Source organism: Paludibacter sp. 221 (assembly GCF_010501035.1).
Lineage (GTDB): Bacteria > Bacteroidota > Bacteroidia > Bacteroidales > Paludibacteraceae > QVMH01.
In genome coordinates, this window is the sequence record NZ_QVMH01000046.1 from 39,132 (window position 1) to 51,129 (window position 11,998).

The following is an 11,998-nucleotide window of genomic DNA, read 5'->3' on the forward strand; positions in this document are numbered from 1 at the left end:
TTGAATTATGCTTTTAAGTGTTCTTTTCAGATTTTTGATTTTACCCTGAAATTCAGTTCTGATTTATCACCTAACAGCCTAAATCAAAAACCACATGCTTTGTTTATATGACACTGAAAAATATTTTATATCAAACTATCATAAAACTCAACATACGCGTCAGCATAAGTTTCGGCCGATTGATAGCCCAGCACCTTTTTATTCTTCGTATTAGCATATTCAATCACGTGTGGATTTACTTCGGGGCTTGCCTGAATAACGGCATCGGAAAAATCAATTGCCAGTTTCGATAGCGACAGATAATCAGGGTCTGCTTCTTTAAATCCATTTAGGTGAGATGCTTCTACCCCATCTATCAAAACTTTCTGCTTAAAAGAGTCGCGCAACGGTTGTTTGAAATCGTCATCGAATACGGAGTACACTATTTTCGACTTGTTGAAAAACGGGTCGTCGCTATAAGCCTTTTTGATATATAAAGGAGCCAAAGCTGTCATCCAGCCCTGACAATGAATAACATCGGGTGTCCAACGTAGTTTTTTCACAGTTTCGAGCACACCGCGGGCAAAGAAAATAATACGTTCATCATTGTCTTCATATTCTTGTCCATCCTCGTCCGCAACTGTATTTTTGCGTTGGAAATAATCTTCATTGTCGATAAAATACACCTGAAGGCGTGCCGACTGGATAGAAGCTACTTTGATAATCAGCGGATGATCGGTATCATCTATTATCAAATTCATCCCCGAAAGGCGTATAACTTCGTGAAGCTGATTTCTACGTTCATTGATGGAGCCGAATTTCGGCATAAAAGTACGGGTTTCGCGACCTCGCTCTTGAACTGCCTGCGGAAGAAATCTTCCCATGTTAGACATTGGTGTCTCTGGTAGGTAGGGGTATATTTCCTGCGAAATATACAATACTTTTTTTACTTTCTTCATGTTTGATTTTAGTCCTCCTTAAAAGGAGTTTCAATTTCCGTTTGCAAAGATATAAAAAAAAAACGGGATATGAGCAAGACTTTTACCTGCTAAAAATTAAAAATACTGCTTCATCAAACTATTTGTAATAAGGCTTAGTTCTGTTTCGCCACCTTATTTTTGCTATTATATTTCAACCAATGTTTAATTGTTGACCGAGTTTCACCTTTTTTTTGTAATTTTGCCAAAATTTTGATTATACAAGCACTATGAGTATTGAATTAAGCGAACAGGAAATATTCAGACGTCAGAGCCTGAGTGAATTACGCAATATGGGTATTGATCCATATCCCGCAGCAGAGTATCCTACCAATGCATTCTCAACTGATATAAAGTCGGAATTTAAAGACGAAGATACCTCGAAACAGGTATGTGTAGCAGGCCGTATAATGAGCCGCCGTATAATGGGAAAAGCATCTTTTGTAGAACTGCAAGACTCTAAAGGACGTATTCAGATATATATAAGCCGCGACGATATAAACACCGAAGAGCAGCCTGAAATGTATAACGTCGTTTTCAAAAAACTGCTGGATATAGGCGATTACATCGGTATAAAAGGATTTGTTTTTCGTACTCAAATGGGCGAAATAAGCATACATGCGCAGGAACTGACAGTACTTAGCAAGTCGTTGCGCCCACTGCCTATTGTAAAATATAAAGATGGTGTGGCATACGACTCTTTTGACGACCCCGAACAACGTTACCGCCAACGTTACGTCGACTTAGTGGTAAACGAAGGAGTAAAAGACGTTTTCTTGCAACGTACGAAAATGTATCAATCCATGCGGAATTATTTCAACTCTTTCGGTTATGTGGAAGTTGAAACTCCCGTATTGCAATCAATACCGGGCGGAGCTTCGGCGCGTCCTTTCATAACGCACCACAACGCGTTGGATATTCCGTTGTATTTGCGTATTGCTAACGAATTGTATTTGAAAAGATTAATCGTTGGTGGTTTCGAGGGGGTTTACGAATTTTCAAAAAACTTCCGTAACGAAGGTATGGATCGTACTCACAACCCTGAATTTACGGTAATGGAAATATATGTAGCCTACAAGGACTACAACTGGATGATGAAATTTACTGAGCAGATGATGGAAAAAGTATGTTTGGACGTAAGAGGCACTACCGAAGTACAGGTAGGCGATAAAACAATCAGCCTAAAAACGCCATATGCGCGGGTAACCATGCTCGACTCTATTAAAGAACATACGGGTTACGACCTGAATGGAATGAACGAGGATGAAATAAGAGAAGTTTGTATAAAGCTCGGTATTGAAGTCGACGAAACGATGGGCAAAGGTAAACTGATTGATGAAATTTTCGGCGAAAAATGCGAACACCATTATATCCAGCCTACGTTCATTACAGACTACCCTATCGAAATGAGCCCGCTTTGCAAGCGTCATCGCAGCAATCCGGAACTGACTGAACGTTTCGAGCTGATGGTAAACGGCAAAGAACTGGCAAATGCTTACTCGGAACTGAACGACCCTATTGACCAGTTGGAACGTTTCCAGGAACAACTGAAACTTAGCGAAAAGGGCGACGATGAAGCTATGTTTATTGATATGGATTTTGTCCGTTCGTTGGAGTATGGCATGCCTCCTACCTCAGGTATGGGAATCGGTATGGACCGCTTAGCCATGTTGATTACAGGACAGACTACAATTCAGGAAGTATTATTCTTCCCGCAAATGAAACCTGAGAAAAGAGCTAAAAAAGATAGCATTGAAGCGTTCATTGCTATCGGTATCCCCGAAGAATGGGTTGCTGTAGTGCAGAAAGCAGGTATCCAGACTGTAGAAGCATTGAAAGATTTAAATCCTAATAAATTTCATCAGGATATATGCGGGCTGAACAAAAAGCATAAAATGGAACTTAAAAACCCAACAAAAGAAGAGGTGGCCGAATGGATAGCCAAAGCAAAGTAAACCGGGGTTTAAATTATGCTAAAAAATTCACGTTACACGGCGAAAATATATAAATTTGTAAACTTATGGGCTTTTTATATTGTTTATTAGTTATAAGAACAACGTAAGTTTGCTAACAACAACATTATGAATGTAGGAGGAAAAATTGCTATAATTGGAGGAGGAAGTTGGGCTACAGCCATAGCTAAGATACTATTATCCAACGAAGATAGCATCAACTGGTACATGCGCAGGCAAACTCAGATTGATGAGTTCGTTCGCTTAGGTAAAAATCCTTCCTATCTGACCGGTGTGAAATTCGATGTAGAACGCATCAATTTTACCAGCAACATTAATAAGCTTGTAGCATCGTCAGATGTATTGATATTCGCTACCCCCTCGCCTTTCCTGAAACAGCACCTGAAGAAATTGCGCCGAAGCCTGACAAATAAGTTTGTGGTATCGGCTATAAAAGGGATTGTTCCGGACGACAACATGATTCTTTCCGATTTTTTCGAGCAGGTGTATGCCGTGCCTAAAGAAAACATTGCGGTATTGGCAGGGCCTTGTCATGCGGAAGAAGTAGCGTTGGAGCGTTTGTCATACCTTACCATAGGTTGCAGTTCGCGCGAGAATGCCCGTGTACTGGCACAACGATTGAGCAACAATTATATCCACACCTCAATAAGCGACGACATTGTGGGCATAGAATATGCTTCGGTAATGAAGAATATCTATTCCATTGCCGCAGGTATATGCCATGGGCTGAAATATGGCGACAACTTTCAGGCAGTACTGATTGCAAATGCGCTGCACGAAATGAAGCATTTTTGCAATGCAACCAACCCATTGCACCGCGATATAGTAGAGTCGGCTTATTTGGGCGACTTGCTGGTGACGGCATATTCTAAATTCAGCCGCAACCGACTTTTCGGAACGATGATAGGCAAAGGCTTTTCGGTAAAAACAGCCCAGATAGAAATGGAAATGATTGCCGAAGGCTATTATGCTACTAAATGTATATATGAGATAAACGAAAAATATCAGGTAAATATACCTATTGTAGATGCAGTTTACAGGATATTGTACGAGCGTATCTCTCCTACTGTCGAAATAAAAAAATTAGCAGAAAAGCTGAAATAAAACAGCAGGAATTTGAACGGAAATAAAGACGAGGAAAAATAATATCCGAACAGAATATTATCCTTGTCTTTTTTATTTGTACTCAAATAAAAGATGAATATAGAATAAAGTTGAACAAAAGAATTTTGGATGTATTTTAGGTATTCATTGCTCCTTTGCTCCATATTGCTCTGTTGTTCTACACAAAAAACTGAAGATAAAACTAAACTAATAAACAAAAACTATAAAACAAATGGAAAATATCAAACTATCAATCGACAAGGCTTTCGGATTTGTATCAAAAGAGGCTGTTGCCGGTTATCAACCCAAAGTAGAGGCTGCTAACAAATTATTAGAAGACGGGACAGGTAAAGGGAATGATTTTCTTGGCTGGCTGCACTTACCTTCGTCTATTGACAATGCCCACCTGAAAGACATCGAAGATACAGCTAAAATTCTGCAAGAGAATTGTGAAGTTGTTGTAGTTATAGGCATTGGTGGCAGTTATTTAGGAGCAAAAGCGGTGATAGACGCACTTTCGAACAGTTTCGACTGGCTGCAAACCGAACGTAAAACTCCCGTAGTAGTATATGCAGGGCAAAACATAGGCGAAGACTACCTTTATGAATTGCAAGAGCTGCTGAAAAACAAGAAGTTCGGAATAATCTCTATATCCAAATCGGGAACAACTACCGAACCAGCTTTGGCATTTCGTTTACTAAAAACCCAGCTGGAAGAGCAGCAAGGCAAAGAAGCTTCGAAAAAACTGATTGTTTGTATTACCGACAAAGCCCGTGGAGCACTGCGCACATTGGCTACTCAGGAGGGGTATAAAACCTTTATTATCGAAGATAATATCGGAGGACGTTTCTCTGTGCTTTCTCCTGTAGGGCTGCTACCCATTGCCGTAGCCGGATTTGATGTCCGCAAATTAGTGGAAGGAGCTGTTACGATGGAAAGACTATGTGGCATAGACACTCCTTTTGCCGAAAATCCGGCAGCACAGTATGCAGCAGTAAGGAACGAGCTGTATAACAAAGGAAAGAAAATTGAAATTCTGGTAAACTACCATCCAAAGTTACACTACATTTCGGAATGGTGGAAACAACTTTACGGCGAAAGTGAAGGGAAAGAAGGAAAAGGTATTTTCCCAGCTTCGGTTGACTTCACAACCGACCTGCACTCGATGGGACAATGGATTCAGGATGGCGAACGTACCATTTTCGAAACTGTAATATCAGTAAAAGAATCGAACTACAAAAAGATATTCCCTAATGATGACGCTAATCTGGACGGGCTGAATTTCTTGGCCGGAAAACGCGTTGACGAAGTAAATAAAATGGCCGAATTGGGTACAATGATAGCCCACATAGATGGTGGCGTACCTAATCTTAAGATTGAGCTTCCAAAACTTAACGAATATTATTTAGGTCAACTACTCTATTTCTTCGAAAGAGCCTGTGGAATCAGCGGTTATGTATTAGGAGTAAATCCATTCGACCAACCGGGAGTGGAAGCATACAAGAAAAACATGTTTGCTTTGCTCGAAAAACCGGGATACGAAGAAGAAACCAAAGCTATAAAAGCAAGAATATAGTTTTTACGATAATCCGTTATTTTACCTATTTGATAAATAAGTATTTTTTAGGGGCTTTGCCCCTATAACCCTACTTCATTTTTGCCTTGATGCAAAAATGAAGCAAAAAAATCAAGACTATGCCCGCTTCGCACGAAAAATTAGCGTTTGACGGCTAAAATCTTCCAAACTCGCTCCTTTGTCGCTCAAACAGGGACGATTTTGTAACGCCGTCTGCTCTTATTTTTCGGCTCACCGGACAAGGTCGGTCGGGAGAAGAAAAGACTTAGGCACTACTAAAACGGATATTCATTAAAATTTTAAAGAGCAAAAATATAATGCCCGGAAAAGTTGTTTTATCAGCTATTTCCGGGCATTTTGTTTTATGCTCTAAATGATTTTCAGGTACTAAAAACTTTCTGTATCATCGGATTTGCAATCCGATGAGATTTTAATGACGGATTTAAAATCAGTCGTGGCCGGAAAATTTTAGGCGTTAGAATAATCCTGATTTTAAGGGATGTAAGCCCAAGTTAAGTTTAACCTGCGCTTTCAGCGTGCCGAATGGTTAATTTGATTTAACCCAAGGCGACGCTTCGCTTTGCCGTTGGGCTAAAATAACCTGCCACTTCGTGGCGAAAAAATCTTCCGACCACAACTGATTAAAAAAAAATCCGTAAATAATAACTTTCGGATTACCGCTCGAACTTGTTCGCACCGCAAGCGGATTGTTCCATTGGCTTGCCAAGAAATCCGAAAGGACAAATGACATTTTATTTTGTAGTTTATTGTAGAAGTTGTTCAGCCTGTTTTATAGCAGCATCGGTTATTTGGTCGCCGCTAAGCATTTGCGCTATCTCTTTTGTACGCTCTTCAGTGTTCAGTTGTTTTATAAATGTCTGAGCATGGTCGCCGCTCTCATCCTTATACACTTTATAGTGGGCATTACCCTTTGCGGCTATCTGTGGGAGGTGGGTAATGGTAATTACCTGCATATCAGCACTCATTTGCTTCATAATCTCGCCCATACGGTGTGCTATCTCGCCGGACACACCTGTGTCTATTTCATCAAATATAATAGTAGGCAGTCCCGCACGGTTGGCAATCAGCGATTTTATCGACAACATCAGGCGCGAAATCTCACCTCCCGAAGCTATTTGAACTACAGGTTGCATACTCTTGTTTTTGTTGGACGAAAACAGGAATACTACACTGTCTTTCCCATTTTCAGTATAATCGTCCAGAGGTTTTATCTCAACCTGAAACCGGATATTCGGCATACCCAACTGCGAAAGCTGGTTTATCAAAAATCCCTCAATAGGCTTTGCAGCTTCTCTCCTGCTCTTTGTCAGTTCATCGGACACTTTACTCAGCTCTTTCTCCGAAACTTCTATTTTTTTCTCCAAAGCAGCTACATCATCATCAAAAGATTCAATTCGCTGTAAGCGTTTGTCAAACTCATCACGTATATTGATTAGTTCGGCTACTGAATCAACCTGATGTTTCTTAAAGAAACCATACAAATCGCTCAAACGACTTTCGACCCTCTCCAAGCGTTCCTGATTAAATTCGATATGCTCTTCTATTCCGCTTATTTCGTCGGCAATATCTTTCAGTTCGATATAAGCAGACTGAATACGCCCAGCCAACTCTGCTCCTCCGGCTATGTAATCTTTTATCTTGTTTACAGCATTTACCGATTCTTTAATGAGCGAGAGCGACATTTGTTCGCCCAAGAGCAACTGCCCCGCATTCAGCAATTCTGTTTTTATTTCTTCCGCATGGCTAAGCGTTTCCAATTCCTGCTCCAGTTCTTGCTGTTCACCGTCAACGAGTTTTGCTTCCTCCAATTGCTGAAACTGAAACCGTACATAATCCAAATCGGCAGTTTGCTGTGCTGCCTGTTTTTTGAGCTTTGCAAGTTCTTGCTGCAAGTTTCGGGTATCTGTATATTTGTCTTTATAAGCAGCCAGTAATTTTGAATTTTGAGCAATGGTATCAACCACATTGAGTTGGTAAAGCTCATTCGAGAGTAATAAATTCTCATGCTGCGAGTGTATATCTATAAGCCGGCTGCTTAGGTCGCGCAGTTGGGTTAATGATACGGGCGTATCGTTTACAAATGCCCGCGATTTTCCGTTAGCAGTTAATTCCCTGCGGATAAAACAGTTATCAACATCATAATCAAGCTCATTTTCCACAAAAAAAGGTTCAAGATTATAGGCTTTTATATCAAAGTAAGCCTCTATAAAACATTTCGGTTCTCCTTCTTTTATCACCCTGCTATCGGCACGTTGCCCTAAAATGAGTGATAGTGCCCCGATAATAATTGACTTTCCGGCACCAGTTTCGCCCGTGATAACGGAAAAACCAGTGGAAAAATCAATTTCTAAATCCGAGATTAAAGCGTAGTTGGAAATATGAAGTGACTTGAGCATTTTACGATATTAATATTCTATTAAAAACGAATGTTCTATGTTTTGTTCTCAATTATCAGATAATCTGTCTTGATTCTTGGCTCTAAAATCTTTCTTGTAACTATTTATCTTATTTCATGATTTTCTCCCATTCAGCCGAGCGTGTGGGGCTTACATCGGATAATATTTCTACCGCACGTTGCTTTTCTTCCGTCGTAGCTTCGGAAAATATATTAATCAATTCATCTTTCTTTGAATCAAGAAATGTATTGATAACTACGGCTGATGGGCGGGCGCGGTTGGCTTCGCGCAATACCGGAAGCCCTTCGGCAATTCGTGCGCGTGCATTCGTCACATTTGCACTCATTTCGTCCAATCCCAAGCGGTGATACTCGTAAAAATAGTTACGGTATTTCTTGAAAGCCTCATCCATCAGATTGTTGACCAGCGCGTAACGGTTTTTTGAGTTGGCAAGCTCGGCACGCCAGCCTTTAAACTCGCTCGACTGTGCAGATAGGACTATATTCTCCGCCGCCTGAAAAAATGGCGTTCCCCCAAGGCGCGAGTAAGAATCCATATCATAACCTATGATAATATAAGCATAGTAAGCCAGAACGGCAGTCAGGTTCGACACAAAAGTATTTTCTACCAGTTCGAGCTGGTCAAATTCTTTGTAGTCAATTTCTATTTCCGTATCACGGAAGTTCAACAAAGTAGAGTTGTAACCTGAGTTATAAACCGGACGGCTCGACTGTACGGTTAGCTCCATATTCATTCTGTTTGCCGCCTCATCGTACGATTTTACAATAAATGTCATGTTGCAGACAATCCGTTCCTGAGCATTAAAGTTCATTTCTGTCCAGCGGCGGGTATTCATAAACTCAGTTATTGAATTTTGCAAGGCAGTAAAAACAGCCTTATTGCTCCCTTCTATCTGGTCTGATTTTACTTCTACCTTACAATTCAGTTCTTGCGTAAACAGGCTTCCCGATACAAATAGAAAAATAATTATAATAATGTTATATTTCATGTTGAATAATACGTCAGCAACAATTCTGACTTTAGTAAAATTTATGTTTTTAAAATAAAGACTCTATTTCATCTACTATATCCTCGGCAACTTGTACTTTCGATTTCAGATCGAACTGTTTTCGCGAACCCGAACGGTTTAATATCGTAATTTTATTCGTATCGTAACCAAAACAGCTCCGGTCGTCTTTCAGCGAGTTAAGAACGATAAAATCCAGATTCTTGCGCTCCATTTTTTCCAACGCGTTTTGCTCCTCATTATTTGTTTCGAGTGCAAAACCTACCAAAAATTGATTGTCCCTCTTTGTTGTTCCCAAGTGGGCTGCAATATCCTTAGTGGGTTTCAGTTCCAGTTTCAAGGCATCTTTTCCCCGTTTAAGTTTTATATCCGAATTCTCGACCGGAGTAAAATCGGCAACTGCCGCGCACAACACCGCTCCTGCCATTTCATTAAAGCTTTCGGTTACAGCATTATACATTTCTTCCGCCGATTGTACATCAATGCGTGTAATGTTGCGGTGAACGGTCTTTAGTTGTACCGGACCTGTTATCAAGGTCACATCAGCACCCCTCCTACCCAATTCCTCTGCAATAGCAAAACCCATCTTGCCCGACGAATGGTTACCTACAAAACGTACGGGGTCTATCTTTTCGTATGTGGGGCCGGCAGTAATTAGTATTTTTTTTCCGGATAATGTTTTAGGAGTAAAAAAATCGTCGAGATAACGCACAATATTTTCAGGCTCTTCCATGCGCCCCTTGCCGTCCAATCCGCTTGCCAACTCACCCGCAGCAGGCTCTATCACATGATTCCCCACGTCCAACAACGCCTTTATATTGCGTTGCGTGGCTGTGTGTGCAAACATGTCCAAATCCATAGCAGGAGCTACAAACACAGGGCACTTTGCCGACAAATAAGTAGTAAGCAGTAAATTATCAGCCACTCCGTTTGCCATTTTGCCTATGGTATTGGCTGTAGCAGGAGCTATGACATAAGCATCGGCCCAAAGCCCTAAGCTAACATGACTGTTCCAGTTTCCATTGGTAGGGTCGAAAAAATCAACCAAAATCGGATTCTTTGCCAATGTAGCCAAAGTAAGGGGTGTAATAAACTCCTTAGCCAGTGGGGTCATTATTACTTTAACTTCGGCCCCTTCTTTCACAAGGAGCCTTATAAGTTGAGCCGATTTGTAGGCGGCAATACTGCCTGTTATACCTAATATTATCTTTTTTCCTCGAAGCATATTGTTCTTATTTTATTTTTATAGGGCGTAACAACATACACGCCGAACATACAAAAGTACAAAAATGTATCAAATATAAACGATTCTGAATTACAATTAAATTTTATAATTGTAAACTACTACCGATGCGTTAAAACGCAATTGTTTTCGGTAATTATCTATTTCATAGCAATATACAGAAAGATATCGTTTATTCGATTTAAATATTATTTAAAGTCCCATAGGGACGAGAGTTTGGTAATGGCTGTTTTTAGCACTGCCTCTGCGTACCATAGAGTACGACGCTACTTACAACAAGAGTTTCGTACCTACGGCACGAATAATGCCCGTTATTATATACTGTTACCAAACTTATGCTCCTACGGAGCACATGGACGACATTTCAATCTCCAAAAAAACATTTAACGCACTTATTAATTTAATCATTGATAATAAAAAACACTCAGTACATGACAAAAAATAAAACTCGTTTGATGACTTAAATTCACCAAACGAGTTTTGCAGAACAAATATATTTTCGGAATTAGCTTATATCTTTCTTTTTTCTGAACAAATAAGATATTATAATTCTGAGATACACCGTACACTTAAGCCGTGCGAACGGGAGTACTGGGTCGCAGGGGACACGTTACTAGCATTGAAGTACAGGTTGAGCGAGTACGCACTGCTAAGGCTACCACTCCAATAGATGCCGTGAGAGCCTACGGAGTAGAACTCGCCATTATAATGGCTGCGGTTGCCGGCGGCGGGCAAAAATAAAGTAGTGGTTTCACCGTCAGGTTTGATCTCGTAACCATTAGTACCACCAGTAGAATACCACTCCCAAATATTAGCTACGGCAGTAGATTTGGCACCGGGAGCAGAACCGCCACGGAAGATATCACTCCATTCACCTTGAGCAGGAACGCGCCAACCTGTAGGACATGGGTCGTAAGTTGCGTTTTTTTGGTTACGCCAGTTAAGGTCGGCGGTAGGAGCAGATGTCCAGTTGTAAGGGTAAGCAGCAATTTTAAGGAACGTATTCGTTCCTGCTGTCAGACCAGCAACCGGAGCAGTTGTAGTTGAAGCCGTACTTGCACGTTTTTCGTGACCGTCAGTTTTACGACCCCATTGGTATAAGTCACCGTAAACAGGAGAAAGCTTCATATTATTGGGAGTTGCACCACTACCGCCATAACTATATACAACACTTGATGTTGCTTTTTGAGCTGCAATAGTTGTAACTGTAGCGCCAAGATTGTAGCACATAAACGTACTCCAACCACCACTTACGGTTTTAGCACCACAGCCTACAGCCACTTCGGCTATATCGCTGTTTACACTGTTGCCATTAGCATCGGTAACCTGGCAATAGTAACGGCGCATACCCGAAGCAGATAAGTCGGGAGTAAAGGTTGCGGCTGTTGCACTAGTTATAGGAGCAGGAGCAGTATTGGTGTTAGCAGTGATTTCGTACCATTGGTAAGCAAGAGGAGCTATTCCGGTAGCAGTTACGCTTATGGTAGCTGCGTCAGTACCTATACCTAATAGAGTACCTGCGCCAGCGGTTTCTTTCCAGTTGAAAGCACGAGGCTGAGTAGTAATTTGTGGAGCTACGTTATCACCACAGTTCGAAATCCATGCAGTACCGTTCCATGTGTCGGTACAGTTAGTGGTAGTGTTGTAAATAGTTAAACCCTTAGCTAAATCTTTACCACTTACCGATAAGGCATTACGCTGA

The 11,998-nt window shown here is 40.9% G+C and carries 9 protein-coding genes; 3 read left to right on the plus strand and 6 right to left on the minus strand.

Annotated elements, in window-relative coordinates:
• Positions 1-125 precede the first annotated feature (125 nt).
• The gene (locus D0T49_RS10155) at positions 126-938 is read right to left on the minus strand and encodes a glycogen/starch synthase (protein WP_163631023.1); all 813 of its coding nucleotides are present in this window, start codon (positions 936-938) and stop codon (positions 126-128) included.
• Positions 939-1,186: 248 nt separating this feature from the next.
• Between D0T49_RS10155 and lysS the strand changes: the two genes are divergently transcribed.
• The 3 genes from lysS (at position 1,187) to D0T49_RS10170 (ending at position 5,609) form a co-directional block, all read left to right on the plus strand.
• Complete coding sequence (gene lysS, locus D0T49_RS10160) at positions 1,187-2,911, plus strand: lysine--tRNA ligase (RefSeq protein WP_163631025.1); 1,725 nt, start codon at positions 1,187-1,189, stop codon at positions 2,909-2,911.
• A gap of 126 nt (positions 2,912-3,037) precedes the next feature.
• Complete coding sequence (locus D0T49_RS10165) at positions 3,038-4,033, plus strand: NAD(P)H-dependent glycerol-3-phosphate dehydrogenase (RefSeq protein WP_163631027.1); 996 nt, start codon at positions 3,038-3,040, stop codon at positions 4,031-4,033.
• Between the two features lie 232 nt (positions 4,034-4,265).
• Positions 4,266-5,609 carry a glucose-6-phosphate isomerase gene (locus D0T49_RS10170; protein WP_163631029.1) on the plus strand — a complete coding sequence of 448 codons (1,344 nt, stop codon included), beginning with the start codon at positions 4,266-4,268 and terminating at the stop codon, positions 5,607-5,609.
• 547 nt (positions 5,610-6,156) lie between these two features.
• Here the strand turns inward: D0T49_RS10170 and D0T49_RS10175 are convergent.
• The 5 genes from D0T49_RS10175 to D0T49_RS10195 form a co-directional block, all read right to left on the minus strand.
• The gene (locus tag D0T49_RS10175) at positions 6,157-6,360 is read right to left on the minus strand and encodes a hypothetical protein (RefSeq protein WP_163631031.1); all 204 of its coding nucleotides are present in this window, start codon (positions 6,358-6,360) and stop codon (positions 6,157-6,159) included.
• Positions 6,361-6,373: 13 nt separating this feature from the next.
• Positions 6,374-8,026: a DNA repair protein RecN gene (gene recN / locus D0T49_RS10180; protein WP_163631032.1), complete on the minus strand. Its 1,653-nt coding sequence runs from the start codon at positions 8,024-8,026 to the stop codon at positions 6,374-6,376.
• A gap of 109 nt (positions 8,027-8,135) precedes the next feature.
• Entirely contained in the window at positions 8,136-9,035 is a 900-nt protein-coding gene (locus tag D0T49_RS10185; RefSeq protein ID WP_163631034.1) for a DUF4835 family protein, read from the minus strand.
• A gap of 49 nt (positions 9,036-9,084) precedes the next feature.
• Complete coding sequence (gene coaBC, locus D0T49_RS10190) at positions 9,085-10,278, minus strand: bifunctional phosphopantothenoylcysteine decarboxylase/phosphopantothenate--cysteine ligase CoaBC (RefSeq protein ID WP_163631036.1); 1,194 nt, start codon at positions 10,276-10,278, stop codon at positions 9,085-9,087.
• Between the two features lie 561 nt (positions 10,279-10,839).
• The coding region (locus D0T49_RS10195; protein WP_239057057.1) for a fibrobacter succinogenes major paralogous domain-containing protein at positions 10,840-11,998 on the minus strand (1,159 nt) is incomplete at its 5' end.

Coding starts and splice junctions, on each gene's coding strand:
- D0T49_RS10155 (WP_163631023.1), bottom strand. CDS start 938: ATGAAGAAAGTAAAAAAAGTATTGTATATTTCGCAGGAAATATACCCC.
- lysS (WP_163631025.1), top strand. CDS start 1,187: ATGAGTATTGAATTAAGCGAACAGGAAATATTCAGACGTCAGAGCCTG.
- D0T49_RS10165 (WP_163631027.1), top strand. CDS start 3,038: ATGAATGTAGGAGGAAAAATTGCTATAATTGGAGGAGGAAGTTGGGCT.
- D0T49_RS10170 (WP_163631029.1), top strand. CDS start 4,266: ATGGAAAATATCAAACTATCAATCGACAAGGCTTTCGGATTTGTATCA.
- D0T49_RS10175 (WP_163631031.1), bottom strand. CDS start 6,360: ATGTCATTTGTCCTTTCGGATTTCTTGGCAAGCCAATGGAACAATCCG.
- recN (WP_163631032.1), bottom strand. CDS start 8,026: ATGCTCAAGTCACTTCATATTTCCAACTACGCTTTAATCTCGGATTTA.
- D0T49_RS10185 (WP_163631034.1), bottom strand. CDS start 9,035: ATGAAATATAACATTATTATAATTATTTTTCTATTTGTATCGGGAAGC.
- coaBC (WP_163631036.1), bottom strand. CDS start 10,278: ATGCTTCGAGGAAAAAAGATAATATTAGGTATAACAGGCAGTATTGCC.